The following is a 23,566-nucleotide window of genomic DNA, read 5'->3' as shown; positions in this document are numbered from 1 at the left end:
CACGCTCGCCGCAGTGAGCACCATCCCCGCGCCGCACATCGAGTACGCGCAGCTGTCGCCGATGCTGGTGGTCTTCGGCGCGGCCCTCGCGGCCGTCCTGGTCGAGGCCTTCGTGCCCCGCCGGGGACGGTACCCGGCCCAGGTGGGCGTGGCCCTGCTGGGCCTGGTCGGGGCCTTCGTCGCGGTGGTCGTCCTGGCCGCCTCCGGCTACGGCGGCACCAAGGCGCACCTCGGCGCGATGGGCTCCGTGGCCGTGGACGGGCCCGCGCTGTTCCTGCAGGGCGTCATCCTGCTGGTGGCCGTCGTCTCCGTACTCTCGTTCGCGGAGCGGCGGTTGGAGCCCCGCTCCTCCGCGGGCGCGCCGGTCGACGCCTTCGCCCCGGAGGCGGCCGCGGTCCCCGGCAGCGACTACGAGAAGCGGGCCGCCAGCGCCGGACACGAGACCACCGAGGTCTACCCGCTGACGCTGTTCGCGGTGGCCGGCATGCTGCTCTTCCCGGCGGCGGCCGACCTGCTGACGATGTTCGTGGCCCTGGAGGTCTTCTCGCTGCCGCTGTACCTGCTCTGCGCGCTGGCCCGGCGGCGCCGGCTGCTGTCGCAGGAGGCGGCGGTCAAGTACTTCCTGCTGGGCGCGTTCTCCTCGGCCTTCTTCCTGTTCGGCCTGGCCCTGGTCTACGGCTACGCCGGGACGGTCTCGCTGTCGGGCATCGCGGACGTGGTCTCCGGCAAGGCCCCGCTGACCCCGGCCCTGGCCGACACCACGGCCAACGACGCGCTGCTGTTGATCGGCCTGGCCATGCTGGGCGTCGGCCTGCTCTTCAAGGTCGGCGCGGTGCCGTTCCACGCGTGGACCCCGGACGTCTACCAGGGCGCGCCGACACCGGTCACCGGCTTCATGGCGGCGGCGACGAAGGTGGCCGCGTTCGGCGCGCTGCTGCGACTGGTCTACGTGGCCTTCCCGGGCCTGAGTTGGGACTTCCGCCCGGTGCTGTGGGGCGTGGCGATTCTGACGATGGTGGCCGGCGCGATCATCGCGGTGACGCAGACGGACGTGAAGCGGCTGCTGGCCTACTCGTCCATCGCCCACGCGGGGTTCATCCTCACCGGCGTGATCGCGATCGACAGGGCGGGCCTGTCGGCGGTGCTGTTCTACCTGGCGGCGTACTCGTTCGTCACGCTGGGCGCCTTCGCGGTGGTGACGCTGGTGCGGGACGCGGACGGCGAGGCCACCCACCTGTCCCGCTGGGCCGGCCTCGGCCGGCGGTCGCCGCTGGTGGCGGCGGTGTTCGCACTCTTCCTGCTGGCCTTCGCGGGCATCCCGCTGACGTCGGGCTTCTCCGGCAAGTTCGCCGTCTTCCAGGCGGCGGCGGGCAGCGGGGCGACGCCGCTGGTGATCGTGGGTGTGCTGAGCTCGGCGGTGGCGGCGTTCTTCTACATCCGGGTCATCGTCCTGATGTTCTTCTCCGACCCCCGCCCGGACGGCCCCACGGTGGCGGTCCCGAGCGCGTTCACGGCGACGGCGATCGCGCTCGGCGTGGTGGTCACGGTGGTGCTGGGGATCCTGCCCCAGTACTTCCTGCATCTGGCCAACCAGGCCGCACTGTTCGCCCACTGAGCAACCCCGTCAGGGGCGCGAGGATCCCCCGCCCTGCGGGCGCGAGGAACCGCGCGAGCAGCCCACACCCCCGGGGTCCGGCCCCGATTGCCGGCCGGACCTCCGCGGGTGGTGGGCCGCTCGCGCTGGGGCCCCTCCCGCCCGCAGGGCGGGGATCCTCGCGCCCCTGCGGGCGGGGGGGCTCCCAGCCCCTCTGACGGGCTCAGGCCCGCCGGAAGACGGCCGTCACCGTCAGGACGTTGTCGTTGGCCATCATCCCGAGCTGGTTGAAGCTGACCCCGAACTGCCGCCGGTCCACCGGCACTTCCGCCGTCAGCGTGATGGCGTCGCTGCCCACGCCCTCCGCGGTCGCGGTGAAGGGCAGCGGGCCGGTCGTGTCGCGGACGGTCAGCGTGCCGCGGACGGAGAACAGGCCGTTGCCCGTGGGCGTGACGCCGTTGACCCGGTAGGTGATGGCGGGGTGGTTGGCCGTGTCGAAGAAGTGCGCGGAGCGCAAGTGCTCGTCCCGCTTCGCGTTCGCCGTGTCGATCGAGGCGGCGTCGACCACGAGCTCGCCCGTCACCGTGCCGTCCGGGGCGACCGTGCCGTGGCCGGAGGTCACGCCGAAGCGGCCGGTGACCTTGACCAGACCCCAGACGCTCTTGGTCCGCAGACCTATGGAGCTGGCGTCGGCGTCCAGCGTCCAGGTGCCGACGGCGGCCTCGACCGCCTGCTGCTGCGTCGTCATGGTGGTGCCCTCTTCCAATAAGGTGAGACTGCCCTCAGGTTTGTGTGTCCACCGTAGCAGAGAAAGATGAGGGCTGCCTCAGCTTCTTTGCGGTGCTCGTAGACTCGAACCATGGCCACTCCGCAGACCCACGCCGACGAGTCCTGCACCAAGCCGCTGCGCCGCGACGCACAGCGGAACCGGGACGCGCTGCTGGAGGCGGCCGCCACCCTCTTCGCGGAGTACGGCCTGGAGGCTCCGCTGGAGCAGGTGGCCAAGCGGGCGGGGCTGGCCATCGGCACCCTCTACCGGCACTTCCCGACCCGGCTCGACCTGGTGCAGGCGCTCTTCACGGCCAAGCTCCAGGCCTGGCAGGCGGCCGCCGAACAGGCCGCCGCCCTCGACGACGCCTGGGCGGGCTTCGTCCGCTACACCGAGGCGATGTGTGAACTCCAGGCGGAGGACCGGGGGTTCAACGAGCTGGCCTCGGTGCACCTGCCGCTCTCGCCCTGCCTCGCGGCCTCCCGCAGCCGGATCTTCGACCTCGGCTGCGAGATCGTCGAGCGGGCCCAGCGGCAGGGCAGCATGCGGTCCGACGTGACGGCGGAGGACCTGGCCTTCGTCATCTGGTCGCACGGCCGGATCAGCGAGGCCACCGCCGGTATCGCCCCCGATGCCTGGCGCCGTGCGCTGCACCTGATGCTCGACGCCTTCCGCGCCGAACGGGCCCATCCGCTCCCCGTCCCGCCCCTGACGCCGGATCAGGTGGGGCAGGCGATGGCTCGAATGGGCCAGGCGGGCTCGTGTGCCGTCCGGTCAGTCTGACCTGCGGCCTCGCCGGGCCGGGTGGGCGCGGTGATCCACTCGTGACCGGATACGCTGCCCTTGATGGCAAGCGGCTTCAGGGACGAGGAGCCGCGAGACCGACAGGACAGGAGTCATCCCGGTGACCGTCGTCGGGCCCTTCGGGCTGAGCGTGCAGGACCAGGCACTGGAGGCCGAGGTCCGAGTCGGCATGGCCGCTGTCGAGGAGGCGCTCGCGGAGGCCACCAAGAGCACGGTGCCTTTCATCACGGTGGCCGCCCAGCACCTCAACGAGGCAGGGGGCAAACGCTTCCGCCCGCTGCTGGTGCTGCTGGCCTCCCAGTTCGGCGACCCCAACGCGCCGGGCATCGTCCCCTCCGCGGTCGTCGTGGAGCTCACCCACCTGGCCACGCTGTACCACGACGACGTCATGGACGACGCCGAGATGCGGCGCGGCGCGGACACCGCGAACGCCCGCTGGGACAACTCGGTGGCCATCCTCACCGGAGACTTCATCTTCTCCCGCGCCTCCCAGATCCTGGCCGGCCTCGGCCCCGAGGCGGTCCGGCTGCAGGCCGAGGCGTTCGAGCGCCTGGTAACCGGCCAGATCATGGAGACGGCCGGCCCCGGCCCCAACGAGGACCCGGTGCGCCACTACCTCGAGGTGCTCAGCGGCAAGACGAGCTCGCTGATCGCCGTCTCCTGCCACCTCGGCGCGCTGATGGCGGGCGCCGACCCGCGGGTGATCGAGCTGCTCAAGGAGTTCGGCGAGCGGATCGGCCTGGCCTTCCAACTGGCCGACGACATCCTGGACATCGCCAGCGACAGCCACGTCTCCGGCAAGAAGCCCGGAACGGACCTGCGCGAGGGCGTGCCGACGCTCCCGGTCCTGCTGCTGAAGGCGAGCGAGCCCGACCCCGACGTCCCAGGGGACCTGCGGCTGCGCGAGCTGCTCACCGGCCCGATCGAGGACGACGCGCTGCACGCGGAGGCGCTGGAGCTGATGCGCCGTCACCCGGCGCTGGCACAGGCACGGGAGGACACCCTCCGCTACGCGGAGGAAGCCCGCACTCTCCTGGCCGCCCTCCCGGCCACCCCCGCGAGGTCGGCTCTCGAAGGCCTCTGCGACGCGGTCGCCCTGCGCACGATGTAACCCCGGGCCCCGTAGGGGCCCTTCAGGGCGCGGGGCTGCAGACACGTGCGGCTCCGCCGCGGGCGCGACCAGCCCGCCACTCGCGGAGGTCCGGCCCCGTCTGCGGGTCGAACCCCCGTGGGTGGTGTGTTGCTCGCGGTGGGGGCACTCCGGCCGAAGGCTGGGGAGGGTGGGGGATCCTCGCGCCCCTGAAGGTCCCCCTGCGGGGCCCGTAGCATTCAGCCCATGTTGCGTGTGGTGATCGCGGAGGACTCCGTCCTGCTGCGGGAAGGCCTGACCCGACTGCTCAGCGACCGCGGGATGGACGTCGTGGCCGCGGTCGCGGACGGGCAGTCCCTGCTCTCCGTCGTGGACGAACTCGCCGGAACAGGGGCTCTGCCCGATGTCGTCGTCGCGGACGTGCGCATGCCCCCCACCCACACCGACGAGGGCATCCGTGCCTGTGTCGCGCTCCGCGCCACCCACCCGTCCGTAGGCACGCTGGTCCTCTCCCAGTACGTGGAGGAGCGCTACGCCACCGAGCTGCTCACCGGTTCCACCTCCGGCGTGGGCTACCTGCTCAAGGACCGCGTCGCCGACGTCCGCGAGTTCGCCGACGCGGTGACCCGGGTGGCGCAGGGCGGGACCGCGCTCGACCCGGAGGTCGTGGCGCAGCTGCTCGGCCGCAGCCGCAGGCACGACACGCTGGCCGCGCTCACCCCGCGCGAGCGGGAGGTTCTGGGGCTGATGGCCGAGGGCCGCAGCAACACCGCCATCGCCCGGCAGCTGGTGGTCTCCGACGGGGCCGTGGAGAAGCACGTCGGCAACATCTTCCTCAAGCTCGGGCTGGACCGGGGCAGCGACGGCCACCGGCGCGTTCTCGCCGTCCTGAGCTACCTCAACGCCTGATTCGTGAGTTCCCCGTCAGCGTCTGGGCACCGTCATAGGATGCAAGAAGGTGCACCAAGGGATGGTGTCGAGGAGGTCCAGCGTCAGTGACCAGTCGGGTCGAGGAGACGGGATCGGCAGTCGGGGAACCTTCGGGGAGCCCGGGGAGCAAGCAGGTCAGAAGGCTCGACCGGGTGGTCATCCGCTTCGCGGGCGACTCCGGTGACGGCATGCAGCTCACGGGCGACCGGTTCACCTCGGAGACCGCGGGGTTCGGGAACGACCTGTCCACCCTGCCGAACTTCCCCGCGGAGATCCGCGCCCCCGCCGGGACGCTGCCGGGCGTGTCGTCGTTCCAGCTGCACTTCGCGGACCACGACATCCTGACCCCCGGCGACGCGCCCAACGTGCTGGTCGCGATGAACCCGGCCGCGCTCAAGGCGAACCTGGGGGACGTCCCGCGCGGGGCGGAGATCATCGTCAACACGGACGAGTTCACCAAGCGCGCGCTGGCCAAGGTCGGCTACCAGCGCGACCCGCTGGACGACGGGACGCTGGCCGGCTACCGCGTCCACTCGGTGCCGCTGACCACGCTCACCGTGGAGGCGCTCAAGGACTCCGGGCTGGCCCGGAAGGACGCCGAGCGGGCCAAGAACATGTTCGCGCTCGGCCTGCTGAGCTGGATGTACCACCGGCCCACCGAGGGCACGGAGAAGTTCCTGCGGACCAAGTTCGCCAAGAAGCCGGAGCTGGCGGAGGCGAACGTGACCGCCTTCCGGGCGGGCTGGAACTACGGCGAGACCACGGAGTCCTTCGCGGTCTCCTACGAGGTGGCCCCCGCCACGGCCGCGTTCCCGGCGGGCCGGTACCGGAACATCTCCGGCAACCTGGCGCTCGCCTACGGCCTGGTGACGGCGGGTCAGCGGCTCGGGCTGCCGCTCTTCCTCGGCTCCTACCCGATCACCCCGGCCTCGGACATCCTGCACGAGCTGTCCAAGCACAAGAACTTCGGCGTGCGGACCTTCCAGGCCGAGGACGAGATCGCCGGCATCGGGGCGGCCCTCGGCGCGGCCTTCGGCGGGGCGCTGGGCGTCACCACGACGTCCGGGCCGGGCATCGCGCTCAAGAGCGAGACGATCGGTCTCGCCGTCTCCCTCGAACTGCCGCTGGTCGTCGTCGACATCCAGCGCGGCGGCCCCTCCACCGGCCTGCCGACCAAGACCGAGCAGGCGGACCTGCTGCAGGCCATGTTCGGCCGCAACGGAGAGGCCCCGGTGCCGATCGTCGCCCCGGCCACCCCGGCCGGATGCTTCGAGGCGGCGGTCGAGGCCGCGCGGATCGCGGTCACCTACCGCACCCCGGTCTTCCTGCTCTCCGACGGCTACCTGGCCAACGGCTCCGAGCCCTGGCGGATCCCCGAGCCGGAGGAACTCACGCCGATCCCGGTCGAGTTCGCCACCGAGCCGAACCGCCCGGACGGCTCCTTCTGGCCCTACCTGCGCGACGAGGAGACGCTGGCCCGGCCCTGGGCGGTCCCCGGCACGCCCGGCCTCGAGCACCGCATCGGCGGCATCGAGAAGCAGGACGGCACCGGCAACATCTCCTACGACCCGGCCAACCACGACCGGATGGTGAGGCTGCGTCAGGCCAAGGTCGACGGCATCGCGGTGCCGGACCTGGAGGTGGACGACCCGAGCGGCGACGCCGACCTGCTGGTGCTGGGGTGGGGTTCCACCTACGGCCCGATCGCGGCCGGCGTGCGCCGGGTCCGCACCGCGGGTGGCGCGGTGGCGCAGGCGCACCTGACCAACCTCAACCCCTTCCCGGCCAACCTGGGCGACGTGCTGCGCCGCTACCGGCGGGTGCTGGTCCCCGAGATGAACCTGGGGCAGCTCGCCCTGCTGCTGCGGGCGAAGTACCTGGTGGACGCGCGCTCGTTCACCCAGGTGAGCGGGATGCCGTTCAAGGCGGAGCAGTTGGCGACCGCCCTCACGGAGGAGCTGAAGGAGCTGACCGGTGGCCACTGAACTCACGCTCACCACCAAGGACTTCAAGTCCGACCAGGAGGTGCGCTGGTGCCCGGGCTGCGGCGACTACGCCATCCTGGCCGCGGTGCAGTCCTTCCTGCCGGAGCTGGGCATCCCGCGCGAGGACATCGTCTTCGTCTCGGGCATCGGCTGCTCGTCCCGGTTCCCGTACTACCTCAACACCTACGGGATGCACTCCATCCACGGCCGCGCCCCGGCGATCGCGACCGGCCTCGCGTCGTCGCGGCCGGAGCTGAGCGTCTGGGTGGTCACGGGTGACGGCGACGCGCTCTCGATCGGCGGCAACCACCTGATCCACGCGCTGCGGCGGAACGTGAACCTGAAGATCCTGCTGTTCAACAACCGCATCTACGGGTTGACGAAGGGTCAGTACTCGCCGACCAGCGAGGTCGGCAAGATCACCAAGTCCACGCCGATGGGGTCGCTGGACGCGCCGTTCAACCCGCTCTCGCTGGCGATCGGCGCGGAGGCGTCCTTCGTGGCGCGCACGATCGACTCGGACCGCAAGCACCTGCAGTCGGTGCTGCGGGCGGCGGCTGAGCACGAGGGCTCGGCGCTGGTGGAGATCTACCAGAACTGCAACATCTTCAACGACGGCGCGTTCGACGCCCTGAAGGACCCGAGCACGCGGGACCGGGCGCTGATCCCGCTGCAGCACGGCGAGCCGATCCGCTTCGCGGGCGACCAGGGCGTGTTCCGGGCGGAGGACGGCACGCTGTTCGTCGACGCGGTCACGGAGCGGAACGAGGACCGGGTCCTGGTCCACGACGCCCACGCGGCCGACCCGACGACGGCCTTCGCCCTGACCCGGCTGGCCGACCCGGACACCCTCCACCACACCCCGATCGGCGTCCTGCGGGACGTACGCCGCCCGGCCTACGACCGGCTGATGACCGAGCAGTTGGACCTCGCGGTCCAGCGCCAGGGCGCGGGCGACCTGTCCAGGCTGCTCGCAGGCGGGGACACCTGGGTCGTGGGCTGAGCCCGGCCTCTCGCATCTGCCCCGGCCGCGGCGGTCGCTGGTCACCGCGGCCGGGCATATGCCGTCGATGACCCCTACGTTTCCTGCCCCTTGCCTCTGAGGCAAGGGGCCCGGCCTTCGTCTTGGCGAAGCTTCCGACAGACGAAGCTCAGTGAGCGGCGGCGAGCGCGGCCCCCAGCTGGAAGAGGGTGCTCACGCCGTACTCCTTCTTGAGCGCGGAGATGTGCGCGTTGCAGGTCCGGCTGGTGATCCCGAGCCGCCGCGCGATCTGCCCCTGCTCCAGCCCCTCCCGGAGGAGGGTGACGATGGCCCGCCGGGTGCCGTCCGTGATCTCGCGGCCGGAGGGCCGGTCCATCGGCTCAGCCAGGTCCCATGTGTGCAGGAAGAGGTTGCGCACATAGGTGACGACCGGCCATGACGTCACCAGAGCCGCCGAGGGGACGGCTCCGGATGTGTCGGCGGGTACCGCCAGGAGGGCGGTGTTGTCGATGACGAAGGTGCGACTCCAGAGGTGGTCCGTGGTGCGGACCTGGGCCCCCGCGGCCGTGATCGCGTTGATGTATGCCCGGGTGCCCGGGTCATGGCGGGCGGGAGTCTGGTAGAGGGTCCGCCAGTCCACGCCGCGCTTGATGACCTCGGTGTCCTGAGCGAGGGCCGCTTCCAGGCCGTCGCGCGGACGCGCACCCCCCGGCTGGGCCAACAGTGCCTGCCGTGTGCAACTGGCCAGCAGCCGACTCACCTGCGCGTTGATCTGAGCCGGGTCACGCAGCAGCTCCACCCCCTCGGCGCCCTGCAGCCCTGGCAGGCTGAACTTCTGGAAGGCCCCTGCCAGCCGCTCGGCCGTCCGGGACACCCGTTCGGCCGCGGAGAGAGCGTCCAGCGCCTGCCGATAGAGAGCGTCGCCCCACCGGATCTGGGCGTGTCTGGGATCGACGGCGATCAGTGCCCGAGGGTCGTCGAAGGCGCCGCTCGCGTGGGTCAGCAAGCCGTAGGCGATCAGCTCGCGCAGGTGCGGCAGCTCCGGGTCGGCCTCCTCGGGTGGGAGCCGTCCGCCCCGTGCGCAGACGGCCAGGTACGCCTCCTCCGCCTCGCGGCTCAACGTCTCCTTCACCCATGCTCCCGGCCGTTAGGGACGCGCTAAGATCGCGCCCGGTTTGTGTGACAAGTCCGAATTGCCGTAAGGCGTGGCGGTATCCATGAGCTGGCTTACCACCTCGCCCCGATCGGACCCCCGTCATGCCCACCATCCTTCCGGAGAGCCTCGGCTACCGGATGAAGAAACGTCTCCTCGGAAAGCCCCTCGTCACCGAGCAGTTGAGCCACGAGAAGCTCTCCAACCCGATCGCCCTGGGCGTGCTCGCCTCCGACTGCATCTCCTCCATGGCGTACGGATCCGAGCAGATGCTCGTGGTGCTGGTCCCCTTCATCGGCCTCGCCGCGTTCACCGCGCTCATCCCGCTCACGCTGGCCATCCTCTGTGTCCTCGTGCTGCTGACCCTCTCCTACCGGGAGGTCGTCATGGCCTACACCCGGGCCGGGGGCTCCTACGTCGTGGCGCGGGAGAACTTCGGGCCGCGGGTGGCGCAGATCGCGGCCGTCGCGCTGCTGATCGACTACATCGTCACGGTCGCCGTCCAGGCGGCCGCCGGGACGGACGCGTTGGTGTCGCTGGTCCATCTGCTCTGGAGCAAGCAGGACTTCAGCCTGCTCGACGCCAACAAGCTGTGGCTCACCGTGGCCGTCGTGCTCCTCCTCTGCTGGGGCAACCTGCGCGGCATCCGCGAGGCCGGGCGGGCCTTCGCCCTGCCCGCCTACCTGTTCATGGGCGCCATGGGCCTGCTGATCGTCGTCGGCCTGGTCCGCTTCCTGGCCGGCGACCACACCCAGATCGACCCGCACCAGCCGGGCATGGTGCACCTGGGCACGCACACCGACGGCTTCTTCTACGGCGCCACCGTGCTGATCCTGCTGCGTGCCTTCGCCAACGGCGGCTCCTCGCTGACCGGTCTGGAGGCCATCTCCAACGGCGTCAGCGCCTTCCGCAACCCGCAGGGCCCGAACGCCCGCCGGACCATGGTGACGATGTCCTGCATCCTCGGCACCGGCGTGCTCGGCGTCTCCCTGCTGGCGCACATCACCCACGCCATGCCCTTCACCGGCGGCACCCCCACCGTGGTCTCGCAGGAGGCCAGTTGGGCCTTCGGCAGCAGCTGGTTCGGCACCGCCGGGCTGGTCTTCGTGCAGCTGTCGACCGCGCTGATCCTCTACACCGGGGCCAACACCTCCTTCAACGGCTTCCCCTTCCTCGCCAGCTTCGTCGCCGAGGACTCCTTCCTGCCCCGGCAGTTGACCAAGCGCGGCCACCGGCTCGCCTTCTCCAGCGGCATCGTCGTGCTGACCGTGATCTCGCTGCTGCTGCTGATCGCCACCGACGGCAGCCTGAACGCCCTGGTCGGCCTCTACGCCATCGGCGTCTTCACCGGGTTCACCATGGCCGGTGCCGGTCTGACGAAGCATCACTGGGTGCGCCGCGAGCCGAAGCGCGGGCTGAAGATCGCCATCAACGCGGCCGCCGCCGCGGTCTCCCTGCTCGTCGCGCTGATCTTCGCGGTCACCAAGTTCACCGAGGGCGCCTGGGTCGTCGTCGTGGTCTTCCCGATCGGCGTCTGGTCGCTGATCAAGGTCAACCAGCGCTACCGCGAGGAGGCCGCGGCCCTGGCCACCGCGCCCGTCTCGGCGACCCGGCCGCGCTACCGCCGCCAGATCATGTACATCCTGGTGGACCGGGTCGACCTGGCCGTGCTCAAGGCCATCGGCTACGCCCGCTCGCTGCGCCCGGCCGAGATCCGCGCCGTCCACTTCATGATCGACGAGGCGGAGGCGGACCGGCTGCGCCGCCAGTGGGAGCGCACGGAGGTGGTCGACCTGCCGCTGGAGATCGTCGCCTGCCCGGACCGGCGCATCGTCCGCTCGCTGCTGGAGCTGATCGCCCGGACGGGCGAGAACGACCCCTCGCAGATCACGCTGCTGATCCCGGAGCGCAACTACTCCCCGGTCCTCGGCCGGCTGCTGCACCGCCGCACCGCGGACACCATCGCCCGCGCGGTCGGCCGGCTGCCGAACGTGGTGGCGACGATCGTGCCGTTCGACGTCGTGGAGGCCGGCGAGGAACTCGAGGAGGCCGAGGCGGCCGGGCTGCGGCTGGAGAAGATCGACGGCTGAGCCATCATGACCGTAGTGCGATATGGGGCATGACAGCGACGGGCTGCGGTCGGTACCTTCCAGGGCATGAAGCAGCAGCGTGAGGGACTTGCCTACGGAGTGGCCGCGTACGCGATGTGGGGCTTCTTCCCGCTGTACTGGCCGCTGCTGGAACCCGCCAAGCCGGTGGAGATCCTGGCCAACCGGATGGCCTGGTCACTGCCCGCCGCGCTGCTGCTGCTGACGGCCGGACGCATCGGCTGGGGCTGGGCGCGGGAACTGCTGCGCGAACCGCGGCGGCTGCTGCTCTGCGGCGGCGCCGCCGCGGTCGTCTCGGTGAACTGGGGCGTCTACATCTGGGGCGTCAACTCCGGCCATGTCGTGGAGACCTCGCTCGGGTACTTCATCAACCCGCTGGTCACCATCGCCTTCGGCGTGCTGCTGCTGGGCGAGCGGCTGCGCCGCCCGCAGTGGGCCGCCGTGGGCGTCGGCCTGGCGGCCGTGGTGGTGCTGGCCGTCGGCTACGGGCGGCTGCCGTGGATCGCCCTCACGCTGGCCTTCAGCTTCGCCGTCTACGGGCTGATCAAGAAGCAGGTCGGACTCGGCGGTCTGGAGGGCTTCGCGGTCGAGACCCTGTTCCTGGCGCTGCCCGCGGTGGTCTACCTGCTGGCGACCGGCGGGGGCACCTTCACCGGGCACGGCACCGGGCACGGGCTGCTGCTGGCCCTGTGCGGTCCGGTCACCGCCGTGCCGCTGGTGGCCTTCGGCGCCGCCGCGGTCCGGGTGCCGCTGACGACGATGGGCCTGCTGCAGTACCTGGCTCCGGTCTTCCAGTTCCTGCTCGGCGTGGCGGTCTTCCACGAGCGGATGCCGGCGGCGCGCTGGATCGGCTTCGCCCTGGTGTGGGCGGCCCTGGTGCTGCTGACCCTGGACGGGCTGCGCCAGTCCCGCCGCGCCGTGCCCGTTTCTGGACCCGCCATGGCGGTGGCGGCGGTGCCCGCCGAGGAGGCCGCGCCCTGACGGCCTCCCCGGAGGCTTCCTGACGAATCGTTACTTCGCGTGCGCTTTGGCCGCCTTGGCCAGCGCGCCCTGCAGCTGGGCGACGTCCTGGCCGGCGACGAAGGCGGTGATCGCGGCGTCGATGGCGGAGTTCCACGCGGCCGAGGCGACGACGCCGTGGGTGAGCGAGCCGACCACCCGGTCCTTCCCCCACTCCTGCATCGACCATCGGGAGTAGGTGTCGAACAGGGTCACCTCGTCGGCGTCGAACTTCGCGCGGGGCGGGATCGCGCCCTTGACCGTGGTGAAGGAGTCCTGGCCGCGCTGGCTGCCGCACTCGGTCAGCCAGTCCACCGTGGCGTCCCGGTGCTTGGCCCCCTTGGGGAGGGTGAAGCAGTCCGAGGCGAAGACGAACAGGCCCTTGGTGCCCGGCGTCGCCGCCCAGTGGTACTGGCGCTTCGGCTGCAGCTGGAAGTCGACGGTGAACTTGGCCTCGGTCCAGTCGCCCATCACCTGGTAGGCCGCCTTGCCCTGGGCCACCAGGGCGCAGGCCTCGTCCCAGGTGTACGCGGAACCGGCCGGGACCAGGTCCAGGATCTGGCTCAGGTCGTGCAGGGCGTCGGTCACCCGGCTGTCCTCCCAGCCGTTGCCCGGACGCCACAGCGCGGCCCAGTCGTCGGCCTGCAGGTGGGCCACCAGCAGGGTCTCCATCAGGTGCTTGACCTGCCAGTTCTGATCCGGCGTCAGGCCGATGGCCAGCGGCGTCACCTGGTTGCCCTGGCGCACCCGCTTGAGCGAGGCGATGAACGCGGCGGGGTCGGCGGGCTCCAGGTCGGCCCTGTAGCGGTTGCAGACCGCGACGTTGGACCAGAGGACGTTGATGTGGTGGATGTCCACCGGCACCGAGTAGTAGCGGCCGTTGCGCTTGATCAGCTGGAGCACGGTGGGGTGGAACACCTTCTCCCAGCCCTGGCTCTCGTAGAGGAAGCCGAGGTCCTCCAGCTGGTCCGCGTCGACGTAGTCGGCGAGCATCGCGCCCGCCTGCGCCTGGAAGGTGTCCGGCGGGTTGCCCTCCTTCATCCGCTTGGCGAGCTCGGCCTTGGCGGCCGCTCCGGCGCCGCCGGCCACCGCGGCGTTGTCGAAGGCGATCTCCGGGTGCGTCAGGTGGAATTCGTTGACCAGGGAGTCCAGCGCGTCCTTCTCGCCGCCGGCGGTCCACCAGGAGAAGACCTCCAGGGTGGACGGTTTCGGCTGGTTCCCACCGGAACTGTCGCAGCCGGAGAGAAGCAGGCCCGCGCCCCCCGCTGCGGCCGCCCCGGAGGCGGCGAGGAAGGCGCGGCGGCTCAGTGTCATGGATGGATACTCCTGTCGACCCCGTACGGCGTTGCGCTCCGCCGCCCCCCGCACGAGGGCAGCAGCAGGCCGCGCCCCGGCGCCGCGCCCAATCCGGCACAGGGGCAACCCGTGTCACGCGCAATGTGTTGGAGCCACATCTGACAGTCGCATCGGCGGCACGTCAAGTGCCTTGCCACCAGGCGAGACAGGCCCGCGAGACGGCGCCGGGCGGCGGAGCTGACACCCCACTCAGGGGTGCAACTCCGCCGCCCGGAACGTCGGTTGGCGGCAGGCCCGGCTACTTCGCCAGGTTCTCCAGGAACGCCGGGGTGACCGCGCCCGCGTAGACCGTGCCCTGGTCGGTCACCAGCACATTGACGACCTTGGTGGAGACCAGGGTGCCGCCGGGGACCGCCTTGCCGAAGGACTTCACCAGCGACAGCGCGCTCGTGTCGTTCTTGCCCGCCGCGCCCGACTGCGGCGCCCACTTCACCACCGTCGTCCAGCCGCTGCCGAGCACCGTGGTGTCGTTCTGCTGCTTCAGCGTGGGGCCGGGGACCTTCTTAGCGGCGCCGGGCCTGCGGTCGGTGCCGGGCTTGTCCGCCGGGGCCTGACGCGTCGTCACCTTCGCGCCCGCCGGGGCGGTGTAGTCGAAGGTGCCCGGCGCCGGCGCCGAGAAGGAGATGCTGCTGAAGCGGACGTCCGCGATCGGGTCGCTGCCGTCCGCGGGGTTGACCTTCACCTCCAGCGGCATCCCGGTGCCGCTGTCGATGCCGATGCGCACGTCGCCGATGGTCGAGCCGTTCCCCTTGGGACGGACGATCAGCTCGTAGACCGAGCGGCCGGCCACCTTCGAGGTCCCCGACACCGAGACGTCGGAGTACTGGCCCAGCTGCTTGAGCACCTGGGCCGCCGCCTGCTGCGGCGTGGTCAGCTGCTTCTGCGCGTCGCTCTGCTGCCCGGTCCTGAGCCCGGTCAGGTGCAGCACGCTGTTCTGCTTGCTGTCGTAGGCCCAGGCCTGGGTGCCGTTGTGGATCAGGTCGACGGTGTCGCCGGAGACCGTCGTGCTGACCCGCTGACGCTCGTGCCCGTCCACGGCCACCGACACCGACTGCGGACCCGTCAGCAGCGCCAGCAGCGCCTGCTGCGCCTGGGCCGCGCCCTGCTGGTCCGCCTGGCTGCCGCCGCGCTTGGCGGCGCTGGCGGCGGCGGAAGGCAGCGCGCTCAGCGCCTGCGACGGGAGGCCGAGGTCGACGCTGGTCTTCACGGTGCCGGAGAACGTCTGCACGTCCGACTGGAGCGCCTTCTCCAGCAGCTGCTGCGCCGTCAGCGACGGCAGATCGGGACCGGCGGCCAGCGCGGGGACGCCCGCGGCCAGGCCGCCGATCACGACCACGGCGCCCGCGGCCGTCAGTATCCGGCGGCGCCGGACCTTGCGTCCGGTGTCCGGCGTCGGCGTCTCGGTGGTGTTCGACATGTGGTCCCTCCCGGCCCTGCTTCTTCCTGCAACGCCGCTTGCGCGACTCCTCTGACTGTTCCATTGAACGTCGTACAGACGTCTTCCCGCGTCGGCCGCACGGTGCAACTACGGGTACACCTCACGGAGCACACGAACCCTGAGGGGTTGTCAGGGTCTGCGCCGGTGGCTGCGGTTAGGGTTCGTTGCATGAGCAAGCAGCCGCAGCCCACCGCCACCGCCATGCGCCGGGCCCTGCACCGGGCCGAGACCGGGGCGGCCCTGGACCTCGCCGAGGCGGCGGTGCTGCTGCAGGCCAGAGGCGGTGACCTGGGCCGGCTCTGCGCGGTGGCCGCACGGCTGCGCGACGCCGGCCTGGAGGCCGCCGGGCGGCCGGGGGTGATCACCTACTCGAAGAAGGTGTTCGTCCCGCTCACCCGGCTGTGCCGGGACCGCTGCCACTACTGCACCTTCGTCACCGTGCCGGGCAGGCTGCGGGCCGCGGGGCAGGGCATGTTCCTCTCCCCTGACGAGGTGCTGGAGATCGCCCGCCAGGGCGCCGCCCTGGGCTGCAAGGAGGCCCTGTTCACGCTCGGGGACCGTCCGGAGGACCGCTGGCCGGAGGCCCGTGCCTGGCTGGACGCGCACGGCTACGACGACACCCTCGCCTACGTCCGCGCCATGTCGGTGCGGGTCCTGGAGGAGACCGGGCTGCTGCCCCACCTCAACCCCGGAGTCCTCTCCTGGACCGACTTCCAGCGGCTCAAGCCGGTGGCCCCCTCCATGGGGATGATGCTGGAGACCACCGCCGTACGCCTGTGGTCGGAGCCAGGCGGCCCCCACCACGGCTCCCCGGACAAGGAGCCGGCGGTCCGGCTCCGGGTGCTGGAGGACGCCGGCCGCTCCTCCGTCCCGTTCACCAGCGGCGTCCTCATCGGCATCGGCGAGACCTACGAGGAACGCGCCGACGCGCTGTTCGCCCTGCGCCGGGTGGCCCGGCAGTACCACGGGCTGCAGGAGGTCATCGTCCAGAACTTCCGGGCGAAGCCGGACACCGCGATGCGCGCCGTGCCGGACGCGGACCTGGAGGAGCTGGCCGCCGCCATCGCCGTCGCCCGCGTCGTGCTCGGCCCCTCCGCCCGGATCCAGGCTCCGCCGAACCTCGTGGACGGGCAGTACCGGCTGATCGTGGACGCGGGCATCGACGACTGGGGCGGCGTCTCCCCGCTGACCCCGGACCACGTCAACCCGGAGCGGCCCTGGCCAGAGATCGAGCGACTCTCCGCGCGCACCGCGGCCGCCGGGTTCGCCCTCCGCGAGCGGCTGACGGTCTACCCGGAGTACGTCCGCCAGGGCGAGCCCTGGCTCGACCCCCGGCTGCTGCCCCACGTCCGCGCCCTGGCCGACCCGGAGACCGGCTTGGCCCGCGAGGACGCCCGCCCGGTCGGCCTCCCCTGGCAGGAGCCCGAGGAGGTGTTCCACCCGAGCGGCCGCACCGAACTGCACCGCGAGATCGACACGGTCGGCCGGACCGGCGACCGGCGCGCCGACTTCGAGGACGTCTACGGCGACTGGGGCGCCCTCGCCGAGGCTGCCGAGGCCGCGCGGACGGCCCCGGTGGAACGGCTGGAGGGGGAGCTCAGGGACGCGCTGTCCGTGGCCGCGGACGACCCGCGGAAACTGACGGACGCTCAAGCCCTCGCCCTCTTCGAGGCGGACGGCCCCGCCCTCGACGCGCTGTGCGCGATCGCCGACGCCGTGCGGCGGGACACGGTGGGGGAGACGGTCACCTACTGCGTCACCCGGAACATCAACTTCACCAACGTCTGCTACACCGGCTGCCGCTTCTGCGCCTTCGCCCAGCGGCGCACCGACGCCGACGCCTACACCCTGTCGCTGGAGCAGGTGGCCGACCGGGCCGAACAGGCCTGGCAGGTGGGCGCCACCGAGGTCTGCATGCAGGGCGGCATCCACCCCGACCTGCCCGGCACGGCCTACTTCGACATCGCCCGGGAGGTGAAGCGGAGGGTCCCGGGGATCCACGTGCACGCCTTCTCGCCGATGGAGGTCGTCAACGGCGCCTCGCGGACCGGGCTGTCCGTCAGGGACTGGCTGCAGCAGGCGAAGGAGGCCGGACTCGACAGCATCCCGGGCACGGCGGCGGAGATCCTCGACGACGAGGTCCGCTGGATCCTCACCAAGGGCAAGCTGCCGGCGGCGACCTGGGTGGACGTCGTCACGACGGCGCACGAGCTGGGCATCCGCTCGTCCTCGACGATGATGTACGGCCACGTGGACCAGCCCCGGCACTGGCTGGGACACCTGCGGCTGCTCGCGGACATCCAGGAACGCACCGGCGGCTTCACGGAGTTCGTCACCCTGCCCTTCGTGCACACCAACGCCCCGGTGTACCTCGCGGGCATCTCCCGCCCCGGCCCCACCATGCGGGACAACCGCGCGGTGACGGCGATGGCGCGGCTGCTGCTGCACGGGCGGATCCCCAACATCCAGACCAGCTGGGTCAAGCTCGGCCCGGAGGGCGCGGCGGAGATGCTGCGCTCGGGGGCGAACGACCTCGGCGGCACGCTCATGGAGGAGACCATCTCCCGCATGGCGGGCAGCGCGTACGGGAGCTACCGCTCCATCCGCGACCTCGAGGCGATCGCCTCGGCGGCGGGCCGCCCGGCGGCCCAACGCACCACGCTCTACGCCGCAGTGCCCCCCGAACGCCGCGCCGCCGCCCTGGCCTCCGACGGCCACCTGCCCCAGCTCCTGCCCCTTGCGGGCCCCCCTCAGGGGCGCGAGGAACTGCGCGACCAGCCCATCACCCCGGGAGGTTCGACCCCTTGATCGGGCCCGACCTCCCCGGGCGGTGTGTCACTCGCGGCGGGGGCGCCTCCCGCCGCCCGGCCGAAGGCTGGGGGGAGGGTGGGGGAACCTCGCGCCCCTGAAGGGCCGCAAGTCACTCGTAGCGGTGCTTCAGGCTCTCCTCCTCCGCCTGGAGGACGTCCGCCAACGTCAGACCCGGCAGGTTCAGTTGGGCCAGGGTCACCTCCGCGGAGCTCGGCTGGGCGTCCGCCGCGAGCCACCGCTCCGGCTGCCAGGCCCCGCTCCGCATCAGGGACTTGGGGCAGTGCGGGTACACCTCCTCGATCTCCACCACGAGCGCGGTCACCGGGGGCTTGCCCACCGCGGTCAGCCCGCGCAGCAGTTCCGGTTTCGCCGTCACGCACGCGCGGCCGTTGACGCGCAGCGTCGTGGTCCGGCCCGGAACGATGAAGAGGAGTCCGGCGCGGCCGTTCTCCAGGATGTTGTGGACCGTGTCGAGCCGCTTGTTGCCCGTGGCGTCCGGGATCGCGAGCGTCCGCTCGTCGAGGACGGAGACGAAGCCGGCCGGGCCGCCACGCGGGGAGACGTCGCAGCGTCCGGCGGAGTCCGAGGTGGCCACCAGGACCAGGGAGGCGCAGCCGACCAGTCGCCTGGTCTGCTCGGTGAGCCGGTCGAGCTGCTTGCGGACCGCCGCCTCGCTCGGGGCGGCGTAGTGCTCCCGCAGGGTGGCCGGGTCGCGTATCGCGTCGGCGGCGAGAGCGTCGAAGAGGCTGGTCAGCGGCGTCGGCGGAGTGCTCATGCCGCTGAGGGTAGAGGAGAGCCCGCACGGGTCGCGGCCGAATTCCGGCGTGGGACCGCCGACTCCGCGAACCCGCACGGGCGTTGACGTCCTGTCAGTTCCCCCTGGACGAGCGGGCCTGCTTCAGGCGTGGATCTCGCCGGCGTTCACCGCGGCGACGAAGGCGGCCCAGGCGTCCGCCGAGAAGGACAGCGCGGGGCCCTGCGGGTCCTTGGAGTCGCGTACGGCGATCGCCTCGGGTCCGGGGACCGCGACCTCGACGCAGTTGCCGTTCGCGCCGCTGTAGCTGCTCTTGCGCCAGGCCAGAGCCGCGGTGTCGGTGTGCTTCATGAGCTGAACTCCTTCTTGGTCTTCTCCCGGATCCGAGCCCGGCTCTCGGCCGTGCTCAGCGCTGATGCCTGGAGATGTGTGTACAGCCCGGTATAGCGACGGACTTCGGCCTCCTTCTCGAGGTAGAGATCGCTCGTCACCCCTTCGAGGTAAACGACCGCCGTGTCCGCCGACTCGGGGAACTCGATGATGGAAAATGTGCCGGTCATGCCGGGATGCGCGCCCGCCTCGAAGGGCAGCACCTGGATGTTCACGTGCGGCCGTTCGGAGAGTTCAAGCAGGTGTTCCAGCTGCTCCCGCATGATCTCCTTGTTGCCGACGACGCGGGTGAGCGCCGCCTCGTCCATGACCACCCAGAGATCCAGCGGCTTGTCGCCGTCTATCCGCTCCTGCCGCCGCATCCGGACGTCGACCCGGCGGGCCACGGCCTCCGCGTCCCGGTCCGGCTCGATCCCGGCGACGGAGGCCGCCGCGTAGTCCCGGGTCTGCAGCAGACCCGGGATCAGCAGCGACTCGTAAGTCAGCATCCGGGATGCCTCGGCCTCCAAGCCGATGTACACGCTGTACGGCAGATCGCCGAAGGCGTGCCACCAACCCCGCTGCCGCGACTCCCGGGCCATCGCCATCAGGCCCTCGACCATGCCCTCGTCGGTGACCCCGTACACCGTGCACAGGTCACGCACGTCGCGCTGGCTGATGCTGCGGCGGCCGTTCTCCAGTCGGCTGATCTTCGACTGGGAGACCAGCAGCTGCTGCGCGACCTCCTCGGCCGTGAGGCCCTTCTGCTCGCGCAGCTTGCGTAGTTCGGCGCCGAGCCGGCGTCGCCGGACGGTGGGGTTGACGCTGGCGGTGGACACCGGTCCTCCGGGATTCATTCGGTATGTCCTTGCGGTCAGCAGAATGCCACTCGGACACGCCGTCATGTGATCCCAACCGGGCGGAACTTGACTAACTGGCCCGGAGGCGGAACGATTCGCCATCCCTCCCGTGGGACTGCCACCCGTCAGGCGTGACCGTCTTCCGCCAACCGTCCCATACTCGATCACCTTTTCGCAGGCGAAAGCGGTGCAGGGGCGCGGCGAACCGCGCGAGCAACACCCCACCCGAAGGGTCCGTCCCGGATCGACGGGGGTCGGACCTTCCCGGATGGGGTGTGTCGCTCGCGTGGTTCGCCGCGCCCCTGGGCGCTGATGTCGCGTCAGCTCGTGCCGCGTCAGGGACCCTTCGCCCCATGAGCCGCGTCGTCAGGCGCGGTCGGCTCCAGGGCGGCGGAGCGTCCTCGTACCGGATGTACTTGGACGTTCCACCAACGCAAGGAGATGGCGGTGCCTGGCGGCGCGGCGGGGCGAAGGTTCGTTGACGCGGAACTAGCTTGCGGCGGCGCGGAGTACAGGTCCGCGTGCCGGTGTGGGGCTGGTCCGCCGGGGGGCGGGAAGCCCGTTCTGCACATCCATCACCGCATGTGCCACCATCCCGCCGAGCGGGTCGTAGCGGATCAGGTCCCGCAGCCGGGACCGCGAGGAGCGGCCCTCGTTGCCGGGGTACAGGTGCTTGCCGAGGCCCACCGCGTGGGCCAGCGCCGCCAGCGCCGCGGTGCGCGGGTCCGGCGGCACGCCGGTCCGGATCGCGGTGTCCAGCCGTTCCTTGATGGCGGCGTTGGTGCAGTCGTCCGACGCCTGGTACCGCGTCGTCGGCAGCACTCCGCACACCTGCCCCGGCACCGCCTTCACCATGGCGCAGCGTTCCAGGTGCGCCAGGTAGGTCTGCCGGAGGCCGAGTCGCGGCCCGCCGATCCACTGCACCGCCCGCACCGCGCTGCCGCGCCTTCGCAGCAGTTCGAGTGCGTGGTCGAGGGTCGGGTCACCGGTCGGCCGTGGATTCACCACGGTGATCCGGTCCCCGTCCGGGACGATCCTTCCTGCCATGGCCAGCTCCACGAGCTGGGCCCCGGCGAGTCCGAGGTCGAGGGTCTGCGGCTGCGCCGTGGTACCCGTGGCCGGGTCCAGTGCGAGCAACAGCAGCTCCTCCGGAACTGTTCTGCGGCTCCTGCCCATCCAAGCCTCCCCGCGTGGATGCCAACAGAGTGACGCCTCTCACACCCTGCTGTCGAGAGTGCCTTGAGAGTGACACCTTGCCGTGATCTGACGCCCCGTCGGATCACCGGCCCCGGAACCGTTCTGTCGACGCCTCACGTCTGGCACTGGGGCGGCCGCCTGCGTTGGGGACGGACTGAGGAATCGCCGGTCAGCGCCGTGGTGGTCGGCCAGGCCCGGTCGGGTGCAGGACACTTGGGGCAGCGAGTTTCCACAGGCGTGCGAGGAGGTTGGGTTACGTGGGCGAGTCCCCCGAGAGGGCGGAGCGGACCGGGGACGCTCGGCAGGAGGAGACGGCCCCTGCGGCGCAGGCTCCGGCGAGGACCGGGACGGCCGAGACCGTGGAGCCGAAGCCGGAGTCCCGGGCCGGGTCGGACGGATCGGCGAAGGCGGCGGCACGGCCGTTGGCCGAGGCGGCGGCGGAGTCCGATACCGCGCCCGAGGCCGAGGCCGAGGCCGGCTCGGAGCACGAGCCCGAGCTCGGGACGGAACCCGCGGCCCCGGCGGAGTCCGACGCCGGCCGCGAACCCGGGATCGCCCGTGCCGCCGGGGCAGGGGCGGCCGCCGAGACCGCCCCCGACAACGACGCCGCGCCCGCCACCGGGGCCCGGTCCCGGGAACCGCGGTCGGCCGCGCCGCGCGTGGACTCCCCGACCACCGCGCTGCGCGTCCCGCGTGACGAGCCGACCCGCACCCTGCGCCACGTCCGGCCGTCCGAGGCGGCCGGGCAGGCCGTCGCCGAGGGCCGTGCCCATCCCGAGCCGGTGGCGACTGACCAGGCGTCAGTTCCGTCCCGGGCGGGTACCACTGCCCGTGATGAGCAGCACACCGTCGCCGTGCCGCGCCCGTCCGGCGCCTCGGTCGCCCCGCCTGCGCCCCAGGTCGCCCCGTCCGCCGCCGGCGCTGCCGCGCCACGCCCTGAGCTGGGTCCTGAGCCGGGCCCGGAACCGGGACCGGAGACCACCTCCGAGGCGATGGAGATCCTCGCGGGCCTGAGCGCCAGGCCGATGACGCCGGCGCGGATCGCGCTGCGCCGGATCCGGCTGTGGGGCACGCTGCTGCTGATCCTCGCGCTGATCGTCGCCGTGGTGCAGGTGCTGCGCCCGTTGCCGTCCCCGCAGCTCAAGCTGACGGCGGCGACCGGGTACGCCTTCGACGGCTCCGCACCGACGCTCGACTGGCCGGCCAAGGGCCAGGCCACCGCCGAGGTGGTCGGACTGGGCAGCCTCGGCCACAGCGGCTCGGACAACCCGGTGCCGATCGCCAGCGTCACCAAGGTGATGACGGCCTATCAGGTGCTCAAGGACCACCCGCTCAAGCTGGGCGAGCAGGGCCCGACCATCACCGTCGACCAGCAGGCCGTGGACGACTACACCAAGGGCGGCCCCCAGGGCGAGTCCGTGGTCAAGGTGGCGCTGAACGAGCAGATCACCGAGTACCAGGCGCTGCAGATGCTGCTGATCCCCTCGGCCAACAACATCGCCCGCCTGCTTGGCCGTTGGGATGCGGGCAGCGACGCCGCCTTCGTCCGCAAGATGCAGGCCTCGGCGCAGGCGCTGGGTATGGGCAAGACCACCTACACCGATCCGAGCGGCCTCGACGGCACCACCCGCAGCACCGCCAACGACCAGCTCAAGCTGGCCGAACAGGTGATGCAGGACCAGGTGTTCGCGCAGATCGTCGGGACCGCGTCGTTCACGCCGCCGCTGGCGTCCGGGGTCATCTACAACAACAACGCGCTGCTGCAGAAGAACGGCGTCATCGGCGTGAAGACCGGCTCCAGCACGGCCGCGCTGGGGTGCCTGATGTGGGCGGCGCAGCAGAAGGTCGGCGGTGTGACCAAGACCGTCCTCGGCGTGGTGCTCAGCCAGCCGGCGACCGCGGAGACCGGCGGCTATCTGCCGAGCGTGCTGACCAACAGCAAGAAGCTGGTCGTCAGCGCCGAGCAGGCCTTGCAGGCCCACCAGTTGGTGAAGAAGGGCCAGGTCGTCGGGTATGTCGACGACGGCCTGGGCGGGCGCGTCCCGGTCGTGGCCGACCAGGACCTGACGGTCGTCGGGTGGGGCGGGCTGTCCGTCTCCGTCGCGCTGGAGCCGGTCACGGGCGGCGTCCCGCACCGCGCCAAGGCGGGCGCCGTGGTCGGCACACTGGTGGTCGGGAACGGCGGCGCCGGTTCCCAGACGACGACCGTCTCGCTGCAGTCGGACCTCGCCGAGCCGTCGTACGGAGCGCGGCTGACCCGACTGGGCTGAGCCGCCGCGCTCGGCTGACACAGGGTTAGGTCACATAGCTGGCGACCTGATATGGGCTCTATGTCCGTATTGAGTCGCCAGCTATGTCCGTTTTCTG

Annotated in this window: 18 protein-coding genes; 10 read left to right on the top strand and 8 right to left on the bottom strand. The window is 71.6% G+C overall.

Going from position 1 to position 23,566, the window contains the following annotated elements:
* Positions 1-13 precede the first annotated feature (13 nt).
* Positions 14-1,615 carry an NADH-quinone oxidoreductase subunit NuoN gene (nuoN, locus tag ACFP3V_RS00230; RefSeq protein ID WP_380578289.1) on the top strand — a complete coding sequence of 534 codons (1,602 nt, stop codon included), beginning with the start codon at positions 14-16 and terminating at the stop codon, positions 1,613-1,615.
* Between the two features lie 202 nt (positions 1,616-1,817).
* Here nuoN and ACFP3V_RS00225 read toward each other — a convergent pair whose 3' ends face one another.
* The gene (locus ACFP3V_RS00225) at positions 1,818-2,342 is read right to left on the bottom strand and encodes a YceI family protein (protein ID WP_380578287.1); all 525 of its coding nucleotides are present in this window, start codon (positions 2,340-2,342) and stop codon (positions 1,818-1,820) included.
* Between the two features lie 111 nt (positions 2,343-2,453).
* Between ACFP3V_RS00225 and ACFP3V_RS00220 the strand changes: the two genes are divergently transcribed.
* From ACFP3V_RS00220 to ACFP3V_RS00200, 5 genes are all read left to right on the top strand, one after another.
* On the top strand, positions 2,454-3,146 hold the full coding sequence (locus ACFP3V_RS00220; RefSeq protein WP_380578285.1) for a TetR/AcrR family transcriptional regulator: 693 nt from the start codon (positions 2,454-2,456) through the stop codon (positions 3,144-3,146).
* 121 nt (positions 3,147-3,267) lie between these two features.
* On the top strand, positions 3,268-4,278 hold the full coding sequence (locus ACFP3V_RS00215) for a polyprenyl synthetase family protein (RefSeq protein WP_380578282.1): 1,011 nt from the start codon (positions 3,268-3,270) through the stop codon (positions 4,276-4,278).
* A gap of 225 nt (positions 4,279-4,503) precedes the next feature.
* Entirely contained in the window at positions 4,504-5,166 is a 663-nt protein-coding gene (locus ACFP3V_RS00210; protein ID WP_380578280.1) for a LuxR C-terminal-related transcriptional regulator, read from the top strand.
* A gap of 86 nt (positions 5,167-5,252) precedes the next feature.
* Positions 5,253-7,172 carry a 2-oxoacid:acceptor oxidoreductase subunit alpha gene (locus ACFP3V_RS00205; protein ID WP_380578278.1) on the top strand — a complete coding sequence of 640 codons (1,920 nt, stop codon included), beginning with the start codon at positions 5,253-5,255 and terminating at the stop codon, positions 7,170-7,172.
* Complete coding sequence (locus ACFP3V_RS00200) at positions 7,162-8,175, top strand: 2-oxoacid:ferredoxin oxidoreductase subunit beta (RefSeq protein WP_380578276.1); 1,014 nt, start codon at positions 7,162-7,164, stop codon at positions 8,173-8,175. The genes ACFP3V_RS00205 and ACFP3V_RS00200 overlap by 11 nt, the downstream gene beginning before the upstream one ends.
* 148 nt (positions 8,176-8,323) lie before the next feature.
* Here the strand turns inward: ACFP3V_RS00200 and ACFP3V_RS00195 are convergent, their stop codons facing one another.
* A complete protein-coding gene (locus ACFP3V_RS00195) occupies positions 8,324-9,286 on the bottom strand; it encodes a winged helix-turn-helix transcriptional regulator (protein WP_380578274.1) in 963 nt (320 codons plus the stop codon).
* Positions 9,287-9,411: 125 nt separating this feature from the next.
* On the opposite strand from ACFP3V_RS00195, the gene ACFP3V_RS00190 reads away from it, so the two are divergent.
* Positions 9,412-11,397, top strand: a complete 1,986-nt coding sequence (locus tag ACFP3V_RS00190; protein WP_380578272.1) for an APC family permease — start codon at positions 9,412-9,414, stop codon at positions 11,395-11,397.
* A gap of 66 nt (positions 11,398-11,463) precedes the next feature.
* On the top strand, positions 11,464-12,396 hold the full coding sequence (gene rarD / locus ACFP3V_RS00185) for an EamA family transporter RarD (protein WP_380578270.1): 933 nt from the start codon (positions 11,464-11,466) through the stop codon (positions 12,394-12,396).
* Positions 12,397-12,426: 30 nt separating this feature from the next.
* On the opposite strand, the gene ACFP3V_RS00180 is transcribed toward rarD, so the two are convergent.
* Both ACFP3V_RS00180 and ACFP3V_RS00175 read right to left on the bottom strand, forming a co-directional pair.
* Positions 12,427-13,728: an ABC transporter substrate-binding protein gene (locus tag ACFP3V_RS00180; protein WP_380578267.1), complete on the bottom strand. Its 1,302-nt coding sequence runs from the start codon at positions 13,726-13,728 to the stop codon at positions 12,427-12,429.
* Between the two features lie 280 nt (positions 13,729-14,008).
* A complete protein-coding gene (locus tag ACFP3V_RS00175; protein ID WP_380578265.1) occupies positions 14,009-15,187 on the bottom strand; it encodes a LolA family protein in 1,179 nt (392 codons plus the stop codon).
* 189 nt (positions 15,188-15,376) lie between these two features.
* Here ACFP3V_RS00175 and ACFP3V_RS00170 point away from each other — a divergent pair, with 189 nt between their 5' ends.
* Positions 15,377-18,016: a bifunctional FO biosynthesis protein CofGH gene (locus ACFP3V_RS00170; RefSeq protein ID WP_380578262.1), complete on the top strand. Its 2,640-nt coding sequence runs from the start codon at positions 15,377-15,379 to the stop codon at positions 18,014-18,016.
* A 112-nt stretch (positions 18,017-18,128) separates the two neighbouring features.
* Here the strand turns inward: ACFP3V_RS00170 and ACFP3V_RS00165 are convergent, their stop codons facing one another.
* The 4 genes from ACFP3V_RS00165 to ACFP3V_RS00150 form a co-directional block, all read right to left on the bottom strand.
* On the bottom strand, positions 18,129-18,794 hold the full coding sequence (locus ACFP3V_RS00165; protein ID WP_380578260.1) for an MSMEG_1061 family FMN-dependent PPOX-type flavoprotein: 666 nt from the start codon (positions 18,792-18,794) through the stop codon (positions 18,129-18,131).
* A 123-nt stretch (positions 18,795-18,917) separates the two neighbouring features.
* On the bottom strand, positions 18,918-19,124 hold the full coding sequence (locus tag ACFP3V_RS00160; protein ID WP_380578258.1) for a DUF397 domain-containing protein: 207 nt from the start codon (positions 19,122-19,124) through the stop codon (positions 18,918-18,920).
* Complete coding sequence (locus ACFP3V_RS00155; RefSeq protein WP_380578256.1) at positions 19,121-19,999, bottom strand: helix-turn-helix domain-containing protein; 879 nt, start codon at positions 19,997-19,999, stop codon at positions 19,121-19,123. The genes ACFP3V_RS00160 and ACFP3V_RS00155 overlap by 4 nt, the downstream gene beginning before the upstream one ends.
* A gap of 492 nt (positions 20,000-20,491) precedes the next feature.
* Positions 20,492-21,178 carry a GOLPH3/VPS74 family protein gene (locus ACFP3V_RS00150; protein WP_380578254.1) on the bottom strand — a complete coding sequence of 229 codons (687 nt, stop codon included), beginning with the start codon at positions 21,176-21,178 and terminating at the stop codon, positions 20,492-20,494.
* Between the two features lie 1,124 nt (positions 21,179-22,302).
* On the opposite strand from ACFP3V_RS00150, the gene ACFP3V_RS00145 reads away from it, so the two are divergent.
* A complete protein-coding gene (locus ACFP3V_RS00145; RefSeq protein ID WP_380578360.1) occupies positions 22,303-23,469 on the top strand; it encodes a D-alanyl-D-alanine carboxypeptidase in 1,167 nt (388 codons plus the stop codon).
* The last annotated feature ends 97 nt before the right edge of the window (positions 23,470-23,566 follow it).

The sequence above is a fragment of the Streptacidiphilus monticola genome, from assembly GCF_042658505.1.
GTDB lineage: Bacteria > Actinomycetota > Actinomycetes > Streptomycetales > Streptomycetaceae > Streptacidiphilus > Streptacidiphilus monticola.
Note: the sequence above shows the minus strand (reverse complement) of the source record. Positions and strands in the feature narration are given on the sequence as shown.

Coding starts and splice junctions, on each gene's coding strand:
- ACFP3V_RS00225 (WP_380578287.1), bottom strand. CDS start 2,342: ATGACGACGCAGCAGCAGGCGGTCGAGGCCGCCGTCGGCACCTGGACG.
- ACFP3V_RS00220 (WP_380578285.1), top strand. CDS start 2,454: ATGGCCACTCCGCAGACCCACGCCGACGAGTCCTGCACCAAGCCGCTG.
- ACFP3V_RS00210 (WP_380578280.1), top strand. CDS start 4,504: ATGTTGCGTGTGGTGATCGCGGAGGACTCCGTCCTGCTGCGGGAAGGC.
- ACFP3V_RS00190 (WP_380578272.1), top strand. CDS start 9,412: ATGCCCACCATCCTTCCGGAGAGCCTCGGCTACCGGATGAAGAAACGT.
- rarD (WP_380578270.1), top strand. CDS start 11,464: ATGAAGCAGCAGCGTGAGGGACTTGCCTACGGAGTGGCCGCGTACGCG.
- ACFP3V_RS00180 (WP_380578267.1), bottom strand. CDS start 13,728: ATGACACTGAGCCGCCGCGCCTTCCTCGCCGCCTCCGGGGCGGCCGCA.
- ACFP3V_RS00175 (WP_380578265.1), bottom strand. CDS start 15,187: ATGTCGAACACCACCGAGACGCCGACGCCGGACACCGGACGCAAGGTC.
- ACFP3V_RS00170 (WP_380578262.1), top strand. CDS start 15,377: ATGAGCAAGCAGCCGCAGCCCACCGCCACCGCCATGCGCCGGGCCCTG.
- ACFP3V_RS00165 (WP_380578260.1), bottom strand. CDS start 18,794: ATGAGCACTCCGCCGACGCCGCTGACCAGCCTCTTCGACGCTCTCGCC.
- ACFP3V_RS00160 (WP_380578258.1), bottom strand. CDS start 19,124: ATGAAGCACACCGACACCGCGGCTCTGGCCTGGCGCAAGAGCAGCTAC.
- ACFP3V_RS00155 (WP_380578256.1), bottom strand. CDS start 19,999: ATGAATCCCGGAGGACCGGTGTCCACCGCCAGCGTCAACCCCACCGTC.
- ACFP3V_RS00150 (WP_380578254.1), bottom strand. CDS start 21,178: ATGGGCAGGAGCCGCAGAACAGTTCCGGAGGAGCTGCTGTTGCTCGCA.